Annotated in this window: 13 protein-coding genes and 3 tRNA genes; 9 read left to right on the forward strand and 7 right to left on the reverse strand. The window is 72.4% G+C overall.

What is annotated here, in order from left to right:
• Complete coding sequence (katG, locus tag R3E88_01730; GenBank protein ID MEZ4215174.1) at positions 1 to 2,229, reverse strand: catalase/peroxidase HPI; 2,229 nt, start codon at positions 2,227 to 2,229, stop codon at positions 1 to 3.
• A gap of 208 nt (positions 2,230 to 2,437) precedes the next feature.
• Here katG and R3E88_01735 point away from each other — a divergent pair.
• The 3 genes from R3E88_01735 (at position 2,438) to R3E88_01745 (ending at position 3,236) form a co-directional block, all read left to right on the forward strand.
• Positions 2,438 to 2,527, forward strand: a tRNA-Ser gene (locus R3E88_01735).
• Between the two features lie 430 nt (positions 2,528 to 2,957).
• Positions 2,958 to 3,049, forward strand: a tRNA-Ser gene (locus R3E88_01740).
• 97 nt (positions 3,050 to 3,146) lie between these two features.
• A tRNA-Ser gene (locus tag R3E88_01745) sits at positions 3,147 to 3,236 on the forward strand.
• Between the two features lie 317 nt (positions 3,237 to 3,553).
• Here R3E88_01745 and R3E88_01750 read toward each other — a convergent pair.
• Together R3E88_01750 and R3E88_01755 are read right to left on the reverse strand one after the other, a co-directional pair.
• Positions 3,554 to 3,922 (reverse strand): type II toxin-antitoxin system VapC family toxin, encoded by a 369-nt coding sequence (locus R3E88_01750; GenBank protein ID MEZ4215175.1) that lies wholly within the window; start codon positions 3,920 to 3,922, stop codon positions 3,554 to 3,556.
• Positions 3,919 to 4,128, reverse strand: coding sequence for an AbrB/MazE/SpoVT family DNA-binding domain-containing protein (locus R3E88_01755; GenBank protein ID MEZ4215176.1), 210 nt, complete (start codon positions 4,126 to 4,128; stop codon positions 3,919 to 3,921). Before R3E88_01755 ends, R3E88_01750 begins: the two co-directional genes overlap by 4 nt.
• Before the next feature lie 489 nt (positions 4,129 to 4,617).
• Here R3E88_01755 and R3E88_01760 point away from each other — a divergent pair, with 489 nt between their 5' ends.
• Complete coding sequence (locus tag R3E88_01760) at positions 4,618 to 5,934, forward strand: serine hydrolase domain-containing protein (GenBank protein ID MEZ4215177.1); 1,317 nt, start codon at positions 4,618 to 4,620, stop codon at positions 5,932 to 5,934.
• A gap of 217 nt (positions 5,935 to 6,151) precedes the next feature.
• Positions 6,152 to 7,591: a serine hydrolase gene (locus R3E88_01765; GenBank protein MEZ4215178.1), complete on the forward strand. Its 1,440-nt coding sequence runs from the start codon at positions 6,152 to 6,154 to the stop codon at positions 7,589 to 7,591.
• A gap of 4 nt (positions 7,592 to 7,595) precedes the next feature.
• Here R3E88_01765 and R3E88_01770 read toward each other — a convergent pair whose 3' ends face one another.
• From R3E88_01770 to R3E88_01780, 3 genes are all read right to left on the reverse strand, one after another.
• Complete coding sequence (locus R3E88_01770) at positions 7,596 to 8,021, reverse strand: hypothetical protein (protein ID MEZ4215179.1); 426 nt, start codon at positions 8,019 to 8,021, stop codon at positions 7,596 to 7,598.
• Between the two features lie 174 nt (positions 8,022 to 8,195).
• Positions 8,196 to 9,107 (reverse strand): haloalkane dehalogenase, encoded by a 912-nt coding sequence (locus R3E88_01775; protein ID MEZ4215180.1) that lies wholly within the window; start codon positions 9,105 to 9,107, stop codon positions 8,196 to 8,198.
• Positions 9,104 to 9,835 carry a M48 family metalloprotease gene (locus R3E88_01780; protein ID MEZ4215181.1) on the reverse strand — a complete coding sequence of 244 codons (732 nt, stop codon included), beginning with the start codon at positions 9,833 to 9,835 and terminating at the stop codon, positions 9,104 to 9,106. Before R3E88_01780 ends, R3E88_01775 begins: the two co-directional genes overlap by 4 nt.
• 334 nt (positions 9,836 to 10,169) lie before the next feature.
• Here R3E88_01780 and R3E88_01785 point away from each other — a divergent pair, with 334 nt between their 5' ends.
• Positions 10,170 to 10,544, forward strand: coding sequence for a hypothetical protein (locus R3E88_01785; GenBank protein MEZ4215182.1), 375 nt, complete (start codon positions 10,170 to 10,172; stop codon positions 10,542 to 10,544).
• 37 nt (positions 10,545 to 10,581) lie between these two features.
• Here the strand turns inward: R3E88_01785 and R3E88_01790 are convergent, their stop codons facing one another.
• On the reverse strand, positions 10,582 to 11,772 hold the full coding sequence (locus R3E88_01790) for a CoA transferase (protein ID MEZ4215183.1): 1,191 nt from the start codon (positions 11,770 to 11,772) through the stop codon (positions 10,582 to 10,584).
• A gap of 161 nt (positions 11,773 to 11,933) precedes the next feature.
• On the opposite strand from R3E88_01790, the gene R3E88_01795 reads away from it, so the two are divergent.
• From R3E88_01795 to R3E88_01805, 3 genes are read left to right on the forward strand one after another with little or no spacing between them, the layout of a single operon-like run.
• Positions 11,934 to 12,917 carry an OB-fold domain-containing protein gene (locus R3E88_01795; protein MEZ4215184.1) on the forward strand — a complete coding sequence of 328 codons (984 nt, stop codon included), beginning with the start codon at positions 11,934 to 11,936 and terminating at the stop codon, positions 12,915 to 12,917.
• Positions 12,917 to 13,942: a lipid-transfer protein gene (locus tag R3E88_01800; GenBank protein MEZ4215185.1), complete on the forward strand. Its 1,026-nt coding sequence runs from the start codon at positions 12,917 to 12,919 to the stop codon at positions 13,940 to 13,942. Before R3E88_01795 ends, R3E88_01800 begins: the two co-directional genes overlap by 1 nt.
• Positions 13,939 to 15,099: a thiolase domain-containing protein gene (locus R3E88_01805; protein ID MEZ4215186.1), complete on the forward strand. Its 1,161-nt coding sequence runs from the start codon at positions 13,939 to 13,941 to the stop codon at positions 15,097 to 15,099. The genes R3E88_01800 and R3E88_01805 overlap by 4 nt, the downstream gene beginning before the upstream one ends.
• Positions 15,100 to 15,114 lie beyond the last annotated feature (15 nt).

A 15,114-nucleotide genomic window follows, 5' to 3' on the forward strand; every position in this document is an offset into this window, starting at 1 on the left:
TCAGCGCAGGTCGAAGCGGTCGAGCTCCATCACCTTGACCCACGCGGCGACGAAGTCGTCGACGAGCTTGCGGCCGGCGTCGGCGCTCGCGTAGACCTCGGCGAGCGCGCGCAGCTGCGAGCTCGAGCCGAAGACGAGGTCGACGCGCGTCGCCGTCCAGCGCAGCTCGCCGGTCGCGCGGTCGCGGCCCTCGAAGCGCTCCCGCGCCTCGGACGTCGGCGTCCACTCCGTGGCCATGTCGAGCAGGTTCACGAAGAAGTCGTTCGTGAGCGCGCCGGGGCGGTGGGTGAGGACGCCTTCCTCCGCGCCGTTCGCGTTCGCGCCGAGCACGCGCAGGCCGCCGACGAGCACCGTCGTCTCGGGCGCCGTCAGCGTGAGCAGCTGCGCGCGATCGACGAGGCGCGCCTCCGCCGGCGCGGTGCTGCGGCCTCCGAGGTGGTTGCGGAAGCCGTCCGCGACGGGCTCGAGCACCGCGAACGACGCGATGTCCGTCTGCTCCTGCGACGCGTCCGTGCGCCCCGGCCGGAAGGGCACGACGACGTCGTGCCCGGCGGCGCGCGCCGCCTGCTCGACGCCCGCGCCGCCCGCGAGCACGATCAGGTCGGCGAGCGAGATGCGCACGCCGTCGGTGCGCGACGCCGCGAACTCGCCGCGCACCGCGTCGAGCGTCGCGAGCACCTTCGCGAGCTTCGCGGGCTCGTTCACCGCCCAGCCGTTCTGCGGTGCCAGGCGGATGCGCGCGCCGTTCGCGCCGCCGCGCTTGTCGGAGCCGCGGAAGGTCGAGGCCGACGCCCACGCGGTCGACACGAGCTCCGATACCGAGAGGCCCGATGCGAGCACGCGGCGCTTCAGCTCGGCGACGGCGTCGGCGTCGACGAGCGGGTGGTCGACGGCGGGGAGCGGGTCCTGCCAGATCAGCTCCTCGGCCGGCACCTCGGGCCCGAGGTAGCGGGAGCGCGGGCCCATGTCGCGGTGCGTGAGCTTGAACCACGCGCGCGCGAACGCGTCCGCGAACTCGTCGGGGTGCGCGAGGAAGCGCCGCGAGATCTTCTCGTAGGCCGGGTCGAAGCGGAGCGCGAGGTCGGTCGTGAGCATGGCGGGCGCGATGCGCTGCGATGCGTCGTGCGCGTGCGGAACCGTGCCGTCGCCCGCGCCGTCCTTCGGCCGCCACTGGTGCGCGCCCGCCGGGCTGCGCGTGAGCTCCCAGTCGTAGCCGAAGAGGTTCTCGAAGAAGCCGTGGCTCCAGCGCGTGGGCGTCGACGTCCACGTGACCTCGAGGCCGCTCGTGATCGCATCCGCTCCGACGCCGGTGCCGAAGCCGCTCTTCCAGCCGAAGCCCTGCGCTTCGAGCTCGGCGGCCTCCGGCTCGGGGCCCACGTGCGAGGCCGGAGCCGCGCCGTGCGTCTTGCCGAACGTGTGGCCGCCCGCGATGAGCGCGACCGTCTCGACGTCGTCCATCGCCATGCGCGCGAACGTCTCGCGGATGTCCTTCGCCGCCGCGAGCGGGTCGGGGTGGCCGTCCGGGCCCTCCGGGTTCACGTAGATCAGGCCCATCTGCACGGCCGCGAGCGGGTTCGCGAGCTCGCGATCGCCCGCATGGCGTGCCTCGCCGCCGAGCCACGCGCGCTCGCCGCCCCAGTTCACGTCCTGGTCCGGCTCCCAGACGTCCTCGCGTCCGCCCGCGAAGCCGAACGTCTCGAAGCCCATCGACTCGAGCGCGACGTTGCCGGCCAGGATCATCAGGTCGGCCCACGAGATGCGCCGGCCGTACTTCTGCTTCACGGGCCACAGGAGCCGCCGCGCCTTGTCGAGGCTCACGTTGTCGGGCCAGCTGTCGAGCGGCGCGAAGCGCTGCTGGCCGCGCCCGCCGCCGCCGCGCCCGTCGGCCACGCGGTACGTGCCCGCGCTGTGCCACGCCATGCGCACGAAGAGCGGCCCGTAGTGGCCGAAGTCCGCGGGCCACCAGCTCTGCGAGTCGGTCATCCGCGCGTGCAGGTCCGCCTTCACCGCCGCGAGGTCGAGCTTCGCGAACTCCGCCGCGTAGTCGAAGCCCGCGCCCATCGGGTCGGACTTCGACGAGTGCTGGTGCAGCACGTCGAGACGCAGCTGTCCCGGCCACCAGTCCCGGTTGCTCGTGCCGCCGCCCGCGACGTCGTGGAACGGGCACTTCGGCGCGGTGGACTCGCTGGACGCGGTGGGTTCGCTCGATTCTCTGGGGTCGCTCGGCATGGCGTCGTCTCCTCCGTCGGGCGTGGGCGACCGTGCGATCGCCGCGATCGACCCGATGGAGCGAGGCTAGGAGTGCACGTCCGACAAGACCAATGGATTGTTCCGATCGCCGTGATAGCTCGAGGTGATGGCGCGGCGAGGCGTGCGAAGCCGCCCCGTCTCGCGCCGGCGCGCGGCGGCCGCACGCTACTCTCGGCCGTCCGAGCGCGGAGAGGTGGCCGAGTGGTCGAAGGCAGCGGTCTTGAAAACCGCCAGGGGTTCGCGCCCCTCGTGGGTTCGAATCCCACCCTCTCCGCCAGTCTCGCCTAACAAAGATGGGCGGGGACGCCGCGTGGCCGGGCCCGATGGCGCCGCCGATGTGGCGCCGCCGCGGTGGCGCCGCCGCTGTGGCGCGCGGAGCGGGCGGCCGAGCGTTGCGCGCGCGGGCGGCCGCGGGGCGAGCAAGGCCGGCGGCCTGGCGCCTCGCGCTTCCGTCCTGGCGCGGCGCGTGTCCCGGCCCGGCGCGCCGCGTGTCCGCAGCGACGCGCGCGGCGCGTAGCGCGCAGAGCGCCGCGCACCGCGCGCCGGAGCGGCGGACCCGCGAGCCGGCGTGCAATGCGCATCCGCACCGCTCGGGTCGCTCGCCCCGGCCGCTCGCGCCGTCGGCGGGCCGCGCCGCTCGAGAGCGCCCAGCCGCGCCCCGCGTCCTCGCCGCCGTCCCATCCTTTGATAGACTCCGCCGCCCTCGCGGAGAGGTGGCCGAGTAGGTCGAAGGCGCTCCCCTGCTAAGGGAGTATGGGCTAATCACCCATCGAGGGTTCGAATCCCTCCCTCTCCGCCAACCCAGCCCGCGCGCACCACGGCCGCCGCACACCCGACGCGCCGTCGCTGCGCCGCGCATCGCGGAGCGCGAACGATCGCCGAGCCCCAGGCTCCCCGGAGAGATGGCCGAGTGGTTTAAGGCGCACGCTTGGAAAGCGTGTGTACCGTCACTGGTACCGTGGGTTCGAATCCCACTCTCTCCGCCAATCAGTCCTGCGATTCGGGAGCGCGACGCTGCTGGGAAGTAGCGAAACGAGAACTCTCCGCGAGTTCGCGTGCTTGGCCGCGCCCAACTAGCGCAAGCGCGAACAGAGACGCGTGCTCTCCCTGCGAATTGCGCGCAACCGCTGCGACGTTCTCTGCCGCCGAGCGCGGCCGTTCCGATTCGCCAGAGATTCGCGGTGGTAGCGGCGCCGCGCGTGCAGCGTTGCGTCGCGAACGAAGCGCAGCGGTGTGAACTGCGTGGGTAGGCGTGAAGCCGGCGCGCTCCCGCGGTCGGACTCGCCTTTGCCTGCGGAAGGAATCAGCGGATCAGCGTGACCCGCGGCAGGCCTTCGAAGTCGGCATCGCTCGTGACGATCTCCGCACCGTGCCGCGATGCCGTCGCGAAGATGATCGAGTCGGCCATCGCGAGCCCGTACTCGAGCGCGATGTCGGCGGCCTCGAGCGCGAGGCCCTCCGACAGCGGCTCGATCGTCGTCGTGCGAAGCGCCGACACTGCCGCGATCGCACGTTCCTCGCTCAGGTCTCGCCTGACGACCTTGTAGATCTCGTACACCTGGATCGCGCTCGACAGACGCGGCTCAGGGCCTTCGATGTAGGGTGCGAAGAGGTCGGCCTTCGGCCGTGCGGCGAGGTACTCGATCCACCCGCTCGAATCGATCAGGATCAAAGCCGATCCTTCTTCTCGCGAAGTCCCTTGCGCTTCGTGCCCTTCGCGATGCCGCGCATCGCCTCGATCGGATGCTCGGGAACGAGGTAGAGGATCCCGCCCTTCTCGAGCACCGTGAGTCGCGCGCCCGGCTCGAGCTCGAGCCGCTGCCGGACCTCGCGGGGAATGACGAGCTGGTACTTGGTGGAGACGGTGACGGTCTGCATGACTTACAGATAGCAGATCGATGCGACTGGCGTAGGTCGAGAGGTGCGAGGGCTGTGGCGGCGCGCTGGGCGGGTCGCTGGCCCAACTGGAGCCGAGAGACTGGTACTGAGAGTTCGAGTTCGACTCGGTCTGCCAGCTAGTCCCGCGATTCGGGAGCAGGGCGCTCCTTCGAACGAGCCTGCCGAGAAGCACCCGCGAGCTCGCGGGTCGCGTCGTCGCGGCCCGCGGAAGCCGGCACGGAGACGCGCTTGCTCGCCGCCGATCGTCTGCGAAGGCGGCCCGGTTCTCTGCCGCCGGGCGTCGCGGTTCCGATTCGCGAGAGATTCGCGATGGAGGTAGTCCGACTCTTCCGGGCTCTTGTCGCGAGGGGACGTCGCGGGTTGCGGGGCCGCGAGCCCAAGAACGGAAGAGCTAGAGGGAGAACCCAATACCGAGCGAACTCGCACTTCGAGACGACCTAGGTTGGGAATCAGATCGGAAGGACGGCGATGACGAAGTGGGTGCTGGGGACGTCCGGGCTCGCGATCGCGTGGATCGCCGCCGTCGTCATCGGGTCGCTCGAGGGCGGGTGCCGCGCGCCGCTGGCGCCTCGGGGCGACTTCGCGGCGTTCGCCGAGGCTGCGCACGCGCACGTCGGTGCGGAATGTCGCGGCAACGCGGTCGTGCTGCTGATCGAGGACGGCGTCGTCCGCGACGAGTATGCGTGCTCGGTGGGCGAGCCGGTGGATCGCGACAGCGTCTTCCAGGTGGCGTCGCTCAGCAAGTGGATCAGCGCGTGGGGGGTGATGGCGCTCGTCGACTCGGGACGGGTCGCGCTCGACGCTCCAGTCTCTACCTATCTCGTACGGTGGCACCTTCCCGACGGCGAGTTCGACGACGCAGGGGTCACGGTGCGGCGGCTGTTGAGTCACACGGCGGGCCTGACGGACGGCCTCGGCTACGGCGGCTTCGGGCCGGGCGAGCGCGTGCAGACGATCGAGGAGTCGCTGACGATGGCGGCCGATCGCATGCCGCACGCGAGTGGCGCCGTCGTCGTCGGTCGCGAGCCGGGGAGTCGCTGGGAGTACTCGGGCGGTGGCTATGCGCTGCTGCAGCTGCTCGTCGAGGACGTGACCGGCGAAGCCTTCGAGTCCTACATGCGGCGGGTCGTGCTCGGGCCGCTCGGCATGCGCGACTCGACCTTCGACTGGACGCGCGCCGAGCGCGCGAGGCTCGCTGATTCCTACGACGTCGACGCGACGCGCGCACCGCAGCGCCACTACACCGCCGTGGCCGCGGCATCGCTCTACACGACGGCGTCCGATCTCGCTCGCTTCCTCGCGGCGCACGTGCCGGGCCGCGCCGGCGAGCCGGTCGGGCGGGGCGTCCTCGCGCCGCGCACGGTCGAGCAGATGTGGGTGCCCGAGGCGTCGCTCCTCGGCCGCGACATCTGGGGCCTGGGCGTCATCCTCCATGCGCGCAACGCAGCGGGGCGTTTCGTCGTCGGGCACGACGGCACGAACCTACCGGCGATCAACACGGCCGTGCGGCTCGACCCGGACACCGGCGACGCCATCGTCGCGCTCGCGACGGGCGCCCCGCGGCTCGCCACGACGATCGCGGGCGAGTGGGTGTTCTGGGAGACGGGGAACGTCGACGTCTTCGCGTTCGGCGCCGGCGCCGGCGTCGAGCGCGTGCTCGGGCGAGCCGCCACCGGCGCGGCGGTGATCGTGGTCGTCGCGATCCTCGCTGCGCAGTGGCGCCGCAGGGCGCGGCCTGCGGGACCGCCTCCTCCGCAGCCACGCGGAGCGGGAGGCCGCGCCTAGCATCTCCCTCGCTTCGATCCGTGCCGCGCTCGACATCCCGATCGCTGCGCCGTCCGCGGCCGGGCCGACGATCGCGGCGCGCACGGGGGCTCGACTCGCCGTGATAGGCTCCGCCGTCGCGCCCATGTCGCTCGCCTCGGCAGAGCCGCTGGCGGCGGAGGCCGGAGCCGTGGCGCTCACCTCGAGCCCTTCGTCCGCGATCCGACTTCGGAGTACGGTGGATCGCGCGCGCGCGCCTTCTTCGCCGCGGCACGCGGGTGCGCGCGCGCTCGCCGCGCTCGTGTTCGCCGCAGGGCTCGCGTGCGCCGGCTGCGGTGGCTCGGAGCAGGAGGAGGAGTACGCGCGACTCCCCGCCTCGAGCTTCGCGGGCCTGAAGGCGGGGATGGCGTGCTCGGCCGTCTTCGTCGCGCATCGCGCGCTCGACGACGTCGTGGCGGACGAGCTCGCGGGTCTGCCGGCGGCGGCGGCGGGAGCGGGTGATCCGGTCGTCGACCGCGACGCGCGATTCGTCTCGGTGAGCTACGGGTCGACGGAGCCGCCGCGCGTCGCGGTCCATCGCGAGGGCCGCGGCTGCACCATCCTGCCGCCGGGCGCGCGGCCGGAGGCCGTCGCTCGCATACCGAATCCGGCCATCGAGCGATCGGTCGCGCCGGAGGAGCTCGCGCGGTGGCCGCAAGAGACGGTCGCGGCTTCGGACGCGCGCGTCGCGGCGATCGTCGACGCGGCCTTCGATGGACGCACGTACGGCGACGGCACGAAGACGATCGGTGTCGCGGTCGTGCACGAGGGGCGGCTCGTCGCCGAGCAGTATCGATCGGGCTTCGGCCCGCACACGCCCTATCGCGCGTGGTCCGCGGCCAAGATGCTGACGAACGCCCTCGTCGGCATCCTCGTCGGCCGGGGCGTGCTGGACGTCGATGCGCCGCCGCCCATCCCGGAGTGGAGCGCGGGCGACGACCCGCGCGCGGAGATCACCGTCGCGCAGCTGCTCCACATGAGCAGCGGCCTCGCGCAGAGGGGAGCCGGCACCTACGACGTCTATCAGGATGGCGCCGATCTCGTCGCCTCGACGACCGGCGCGCGGCTCGAGGCTCCTCCCGGAAGCCGATGGAGCTATGCGAACCGCGACACGCTGCTGCTCGTGCGCGCGATGCGAGCGGCGCTCGGCGACGACGCGTACTGGCGCTTCCCCGTCGAGGGCCTGCTCGACCGGATCGGGATGCACGACACGGTGCTCGAGACCGACCCGCACGGGAGCTACGTGCTGAGCAGCCAGGTCTTCACGACGCCGCGCGACCTCGCACGGCTCGGAATGCTGTTCCTCGACGACGGCGTCTGGAACGGCGAGCGCGTGCTGCCCGAGGGCTGGGTCGCGTACTCGACGCGCCCGGCACCCGCTCGCAGACGAGGCCTCCTCGGGCTCGCGAGCTACGGCGTTCGCGGGCTGCTCGGCTACGGAGCGCAGATCTGGCTGTATCCCCGCGTGCCCGGCCTCGTCGCGCACGAGGCGTTCAGCGGCATCGGACATCGCGGGCAGTACGTCACCGTGGTTCCCGCGAGCCGGCTCGTCGTCGTGCGCACGGCGCTCGACCCCGAGGAGGGCGGCGTCCTCTGGCGACAGGACCGCTTCTTCTCGGATCTGATGGAGGCGCTCTGAGCGCCTAGCGTTCGTCGCTCGCGAGCCGCTCGCAGAGCCACTCGACGTGGTCGGCGCTCTTGCCGCGCAGGAGCCACTCGGCGACGCCGGTCGCGCCGTCGAAGACGCGCACCTCGATCGGGCAGCTCGCGAGCTCGAGCAGCGCCTCGAACATGCGCGCCATTCCGAAGGCGAGCACGCGGCTCGCCACGAGGGCGACGCGGATCGGGTTCGCGCTCCGCGTCTGCATGCGCGCGATGAAGCGGCGCAGCTCGTGCTGCGCGAGCGGCATGTCCGTGACCTCGCGCAGATCGATCACCTCGACGTGCTCCATGTCCTTCGACTCGGGCTGGAGCTCACCGGCCGCGAACAGATCCTCGGCGGTGAGGACGCCGAAGCAGCGCGTGAGTGCGATCTCGTCGCGGCGACAGAAGGACTTCTCGATGGGCATGGCGCCATCTCCTGGTCGAATTCGCCTGTGGAAGCGGAAGGCGTCGGGCGCGACGCGCCTGGGAGCGATGGTCTCCCGGCACCCCCTCCAATGCCGATGCGCGGCGCGGGGTGACACCGAAGAGTGCAACTGCGAGTCACCGCGCGGGGCGGCGGTGCGCGGCGTGCGCTCGATTCAGGCGGGGCCGAGGCCCCAGTGCGCGAGCGCCGCGCGCGCGATGGGCTCGCCCCGTTCCTGGACGAAGTGGCCCGCTTCGGGCACCTCCATCGGCTCGGGGCAGCCGCGGATCGTGCCGCGCAGCGCGTGCATCACGTCCCGGCCGAGCACGGCGTCGCGCAAGCCGATCGCCATGAAGCTCTCGCCCGTCCAGTCGTTCGCCCAGAACGCGCGCGCGCGGCGCATGAGCTCGATGCCCTCCATCCCGGGCTCGACCGGCACGAGCTGCGGGAAGCGGCGCACGCCCGCCTTGTAGCGATCGTCGGGGAAGGGCGCGTCGTAGGCGACGGCGTCGAGGAGGTCGAAGTCGCCCTGCGCATCGCTCGCGACGAGGCCGGCCACCGGGATCTCGGGCGCCGCCGCCGCGAACGCCTTCCACGCCGCGAAGCCCCGGCTCACGGGCTCGCCGATCGGCAGCCCCGTGTTCATCACGAGCGCGTGCGTGAAGCGGTCCGGGCGATCCATCGGCAATGTGAGTCCGAGGATGCCGCCCCAGTCCTGACACACGAGCGCGATGCCGCGAAGGTCGAGCCGGTCGATCCACGCGAGCAGGCTCCCGCGGTGGAAGTCGATCGTGTAGACGGACTCGTCGACGGGCTTGTCCGACCGGCCGAAGCCGAAGAGATCCGGCGCGATCACGCGATGCCCCGCCGCGACGAAGACGGGCAGCATCTTGCGGTAGAGGTAGCCCCAGGTCGGCTCGCCGTGGAGACAGAGGAACACGCGGCGAGCGTCGCGCGGCCCCTCGTCGACCCACGCCATGCGAAGCCCTTCGTAGCCGGGCAGGTCGTCCGCATGTCGTGGCGCGTACGGGAAGCGAGGCAGGAGCCGGAATCGCTCCTCGGGTGTGCGCAGCGCCTCGATCGTCATGCTCGAACCTCCTGGCTCGCGGGGCGCGCCGCGCCGCCCCGGGTGCGCCGGCAGCATCGTCCGTGCCCGACCCGTTGGCGAGGCGCCGCGAGGTGGTGCGCGATCGAAGGGTGCGTGAACAGCCAGCGCCCGAGCTTCATGGGGACGGACTCGAGGTAGGAGCGCTGCGCGACCCGCGCTCGACGCTGCACGAGCTTCGCGTGCATGCCACCCGCCGCGCGCACGCCAAGCCCGTCGAGCGCGCGCTCGCGGTCGGTGCTCGCGGCGATCCCGTATCGATCGCACGTGGACTCGCGCGCCCGCGAGGAGGCGTGTCCCAGGAGCGGAATCGCGAGCCCGGGCGTCAGGAACCAGTGCCAGCGGAGGTGCCCGGCGTGGAGGTGGCCGAGCTCGTGGGCGATGCCGAAGTCGCGCGCGGGCTCGTCGTCGCCACATGCCTCGAGCAGGTCGGAGTAGAGCACGATCATGTTCGTGCCCGGGAACTGCGTCGCCAACGCGTCGAGCGCACCACCCGACGAGCGAACCGCGCTCCCGCGCAGATGCGCGACGAAGGCGAGGTGCGCGAGGAAGAAGACGAGGCCGAGAGCGATCGCGGATGCGATCCCGATCGGCGAGAGGGCCAGGAAGATCCAGGCTCCGATCGCCACCATCCACACGAGCATCCCGAGCGCGCGTTCGCTCGGCCCGCGATCGACGCGGATCGCATTCGCCGCGGTCTCGTTCTCCATCTCGCCGTCCCCCGGCCCTTCTGCGATCTGCTTCCTCGGGCCCGCTGCGACGCCGATGCGTCGGACGCGTCGCTCGTGGCGGCTCGGCGACCCGCTCCGAATCGAGGCACCTCGCGCGGACGGCCCATTCTGACACGCGCGAGAACGAACGAGGCCTCCGCGCGGACGACGTCCAGCGAGCCGCGGCAACCGAGCAACCGAGCGGCCGGGCGCCGACCCGCGGCTCGCGGGTCGCCCCACTCGCGGTCGACCCGAAGGCCCCGACGGCGGGAGCTCCTCGCATTGCGCGGAGCGGATGTTAGGATCGACGCGCCAGTCACCGGGGCGTACCGCGATGCCGTGTGACTACGACATCGACTCCGAGCGTGGAATCGTGCTCAGCCGCGGCTGGGGCTCGGTCAGCGACGCCGACCTGCTCACGCACCAGCGACGGCTCGCAGTCGATCCCCGCTTCTCGCCGGCCATGAATCAGCTCTACGACCTCCGCGACGTCACCGAGGTCGAGAAGGTGACGAGCGCAGGCATCCGCGAGCTCGCGCAGCACAGCCCGTTCGGCGCGGGGTCGCGCCGCGTGGTGCTCGTCGCGAGCCGGGTCACGTTCGGCCTGGCGCGGATGTTCCAGGCCCTCGCCGACGAGAAGCCGGACGAGCTCCGCGTCGTCTTCGACGAGATGGTCGAAGCCGAGCGCTGGATCGGCATCGAGCGCTGAGCGCGCGGCGGCGCGACTCCGTCCCGCCCGTCCTCGTTCACGACACCACCGCCGCCGCGCGCAGCGCGGCGATGCGCTCCGCCATCCCGATCTCCGCGAGGATCTCGTCGGTGTGCTGGCCGAGCGCCGGTGCGCCGGCGCCGAGCCGGGCGGGCGTCTCCCCGAAGAGGATCGGATGCCGCGGCAGGCGGGCGCGCCCGACGACCGGGTGGTCGAACTCCTCGAAGAGGCCGATCGCGATGGCGTGCGGGTCGCGCGTGAGCTCGTCGGCGGAGCGCACCATGCCGAACGGCGCGCGCTCGCGTTCGAACCGCTCGCTCGCCTCGGCCATCGTCATGTTCGCGGCGGCCGCATAGCAGAGGTCCATGATCTGCTCGGTGTAGTCGCGGTTCGCGTTGCGCGCCTCCATCGTCGCGAGGCGCGGGTCGTCCCATCCCTCCACGCCGAGCGCGCGGCACATGGCGTGGAAGTCGGCGGCCGAGGTGGGGTTCGCGATGCCCCAGCCGTCGGCGAACGCGAACGGCTGGAAGCCGGCGACGAAGCTCGAGTGCTGGCTGCCATCGGATTCGAGCAGCACCTCGTTGCCGGCCGAGTCGGCCCACAGGAACGAGACGACGGCGTCGGTCATCGAGAGCTCGATGTGCTGCCCGCCGCGGCCGCGCGCGCGCGCGAAGAGCGCCGCCGCCACGGCCTGGCTCGCATAGAGCGCCGTCACCTTGTCGGCCGCCGTCTGCCGCAGGAAGGTGGGCGTGCCGACGTTCGGGTCGGCCTGGTTCGCGGCCATCCCGGCGTAGGCCTGGATCGCCGTGTCGTACGCGCTGCGGTCGCGATAGGGCCCGGTCGAGCCGTAGCCCGAGAGCGAGAGGTAGACGACGTCGGGGTTGCGCGCGCGAACGGCGTCGTAGCCGAGGCCGAGACGGTCCATCACGCCGGGGCGGAAGTTCTGGATCACGACGTCCGCGCGCGCGGCGAGCTCGAGCACGACGGCGCGTCCGTCCTCCTTCGCGAGGTCGACGGCGATCGACCGCTTGCCGCGGTTGCACGCGAGGAAGAACGCGCTCATCCGGTTCACCGACACGCCGACCCAGCGCGCGAGGTCGCCGATGCCCGGGCGCTCGACCTTGACGACCTCGGCGCCCTGGTCGGCCATCAGCGCCGCGGCGTACGGGCCGGTGAGCGCGATCGACAGGTCGAGCACGCGCACGCCTTCGAGCGGTCCGTGGGCCACGACTCGTTCCTCCTTCGCGCGCGTGACGTCGCCGCTGCGCGGGCACCCATTTTCGCCCGGCGCGAGCGTATAGTGCGCGCCGGAATCGCGGGGAGCTGCGCGCGGCGCGTGCGACCCCGCCTGCAACGGCGGCGGTCGCAGCGCCGCCGGGGAGCTCGTCGTTGACACGCTTCGTCGAGAGCACGATCACGTTCCCGTACGTCCGCTCGCTCGGGCCGGTGAACGGCGCGTTCATGACGGCGCTCACCGAGAAGCGGATCCTCGGGATCCGCAACGGCGACGCCGTGCTGTGTCCGCCCATGGAATGGGATCCCGCGACCGGCGCCGATCTCGGAAACGATCTCGTCGAGGTCGGCCCGGCGGGCACGGTGGAGTCGTGGACGTGGGTGCCGGAGCCGAGCGGCCAGCACCCGCTGCGCACGCCGTTCGCGTTCGCGTTCATCCGGCTCGACGGCGCGTCGACGCCGCTCCTGCACGCGGTCGACGCGGGCTCGCCCGATGCGATGTCCGAAGGCATGCGCGTCGCGCCGCGCTGGAAGGGCGAGCGCGTCGGACACATCACCGACATCGCGTGCTTCGTTCCGGGGGAGTCGCCCGACGTCGACGGCCAGGATCGCGGCCCGGCGCGCGCGCCGGTCGCGTTGATGAACTACCTCGCGTCGATCACCTATCGCAATCCCGTCCCGCCGGCCGGCGACCTGGTGGTCGCCGCCTCGCGCGAGCGACGCATCGCGGGCTTCCGCTGCCCGGCGTGCGGCAAGACGTACGCGGGCGGCCGCGCCATCTGCCCGATCGACGCGCTCGAGCTCGGCGCCGAGCACCTGGTCGACCTGCCGCAGACGGGCACGATCACGAACTTCGTCGTCGTCACGCCCATTCCCTATCCGGGCCAGACCGAGACCGAGCCGTTCGCGCGCGTCTTCGTGCTGCTCGACGACACGGACGTCGTCGTCGGCTACCAGCCCGTCGTCGATCTCCCCGTCGCCGACCTCGCCGTCGGCGTGCGCGTCGAGGCGGCGTGGTCGGACGCGGCCGACGCCGCGGGCGCGGACTCGATGGGCGGCAGCTACGGCGCGCTCGTCGGCTGGCGGCCGAGCGGCGAGCCGCGCGTCGAGAGCCCCGACCTCGTGAACAGGATCTTCTGATGACGACCTCGAACGACATCGCGGTGGTGGGATGGGCGCGGACCGACATGGTCCGCCAGACCGAGCTCAGCGAGACGCAGCTCCTGCTGCGCGTCATCACCGACGCGCTCGAGCCGCTCGGCCTCGCGCGCGGCGACGTCGACTTCACGTGCCTCGGCTCGTGCGACTACATCACGGGGCAGGCCTTCTCGTTCGTGAGCAACCTCGACGCGATCGGCGCCTGGCCGCCGAAGCGCGACTCGCACGTCGAGATGGACGGCGCGTGGGCGCTCTACGAGGCGTGGCTGCGCCTGCAGGAGGGCGACATCGACATCGCCGTCGTGACGGGCTCGGGGCGCTCGTCGACCGGCGACCCGGCGCTCATCTACCCGATGGAGATGGACCCGTTCTTCCTCGCGCCGCTCGGCGCCGACCCGCTCACCTTCGCCGCGCTGCAGGCGCGCGCCGTGATCGCGGCGGGCATCGCCGACGAGCGCGCGATGGCGGAGGTCGCCGTGCGCGCGCGCGGCAAGGGCGACGTCGACGAGCTGCTCGCGCGCGACTACGTGCGCGCGCCGCTGCGCCGCCACGACCTGCCGCCCATCACCGACGGCGCGGCCGCGATGGTGCTCGCGCGCGGCGACCGCGCGCGCGAGCTCGTGCCGCGGCCCGCGTACGTCACGGGCTTCGACCACCGCACCGAGTGCCACAACCCGTCGTTCCGCCGCCTCGACGACTCGCCGTCGACGCGCATCGCCGCCGCGGCCGCGGGGCTCGGCGACGGGCCGGTCGAGGTCGCCGAGCTGCAGGCCGCATTCACGCACGAGGAGCTGCTGCTGCGCCGGGTGCTCGGGCTCGGCGACGGCGTGAAGGTGAACGCCTCGGGCGGCGCGCTGCGCGAGAACCCCATCATGGCGACGGGCCTGTGCCGCATCGGCCATGCGGCCGACCACGTCTTCGCCGGCGGCCGGCGCGCGCTCGCGCACGCGACGAGCGGCCCGTGCCTGCAGCAGAACCTCGTCTGCATCCTGGAGGGCCGCTCGTGATCCCCGCAGCCGTCGTCGGCGTCGGCCAGACGCACCACAAGACGCGCCGTCACGACGTCTCGTTCGGCGGCCTCGTGCGCGAAGCCGTCTTCCGCGCGCTCGAGGACGCGCACATGACGATGGCCGACATCGACGCCGTCGTCCTCGGCAAGGCGCCCGACCTCTTCGAGGGCGTGATGAAGCCCGAGCTCTACCTGTCGGACGCGCTCGGCGCGGTCGGCAAGCCGATGTTCCGCGTGCACACGGCGGGCTCGGTCGGCGGGACGACGGGCATCGTCGCCGCGAGCCACGTGCAGGCGGGCAAGCACCGCACGGTGCTCGCCGTCGCGTTCGAGAAGCAGTCCGAGGGCAATGCGCAGTTCGCGCTCGGCTCGGGCAAGGGCGCGTCGCTCGGCGCGGGCGGCGCGTTCGCGCCGTTCATCCGCTCCTACATCCACCGCTCGGGAGCGCCCGAGCACATCGGATGGAAGGTCGCGGTGAAGGATCGCCAGAACGCGCTCCTCAACCCGTATGCGCACCTGAAGATCGCGGACATCTCGATCGAGAAGGTGAAGAACAGCCAGATGATGTGGGAGCCGATCCGCTTCCTCGAGTCGTGCCCGTCGTCCGATGGCGCGTGCGCGGTCGTCATCACCGACGAGAAGGGCGCGAAGGCCGCGGCGGGAGACGGCCGCGCGCCGGCGTGGATCCTCGGCACGTCGTCGCGCTCGGAGCCGCCCGCGTTCCCGGGCCGCGACCCCGTGCGCCCGCAGGCGTGCCTCACCTGTGCGAAGGACGTGTACGCGCAGGCCGGCATCACGAAGCCGCGCGAGCAGCTCGACATGGCCGAGCTCTACGTGCCGTTCTCGTGGCACGAGGCGATGTGGCTCGAGGCGCATCACATCGCGGAAGAGGGCGCGGGCTGGAAGATGATCGACGACGGCTCGACCGAGATCGGCGGCTCGTTCCCGGTCAACTGCTCGGGCGGCGTGCTGTCGTCGAACCCGATCGGCGCGTCGGGCCTGCTGCGCTTCGCCGAGGCGGCGCTGCAGGTGCGCGGCATGGCCGGCGAGCACCAGGTCGACGGCGCGCGCACGGCGCTCGGCATGGCCTACGGCGCGAACTCGCAGTACTTCAGCATGTGGGTCGTCGGGAGCCGACAGCGCCCGTTCGGTTGAGCCGACGACGGCGCT

This window comes from Myxococcota bacterium (assembly GCA_041389495.1).
Classification (GTDB): Bacteria; Myxococcota_A; UBA9160; order UBA9160; family UBA4427; genus JAWKRT01.

Bases quoted from the DNA above. Each gene is read 5' to 3' on its own strand.
- R3E88_01780 (MEZ4215181.1), bottom strand. From the start codon at position 9,835: ATGGAGAACGAGACCGCGGCGAATGCGATCCGCGTCGATCGCGGGCCG.
- R3E88_01760 (MEZ4215177.1), top strand. From the start codon at position 4,618: ATGACGAAGTGGGTGCTGGGGACGTCCGGGCTCGCGATCGCGTGGATC.
- R3E88_01775 (MEZ4215180.1), bottom strand. From the start codon at position 9,107: ATGACGATCGAGGCGCTGCGCACACCCGAGGAGCGATTCCGGCTCCTG.
- R3E88_01770 (MEZ4215179.1), bottom strand. From the start codon at position 8,021: ATGCCCATCGAGAAGTCCTTCTGTCGCCGCGACGAGATCGCACTCACG.
- R3E88_01800 (MEZ4215185.1), top strand. From the start codon at position 12,917: ATGACGACCTCGAACGACATCGCGGTGGTGGGATGGGCGCGGACCGAC.
- R3E88_01785 (MEZ4215182.1), top strand. From the start codon at position 10,170: ATGCCGTGTGACTACGACATCGACTCCGAGCGTGGAATCGTGCTCAGC.
- katG (MEZ4215174.1), bottom strand. From the start codon at position 2,229: ATGCCGAGCGACCCCAGAGAATCGAGCGAACCCACCGCGTCCAGCGAG.
- R3E88_01755 (MEZ4215176.1), bottom strand. From the start codon at position 4,128: ATGCAGACCGTCACCGTCTCCACCAAGTACCAGCTCGTCATTCCCCGC.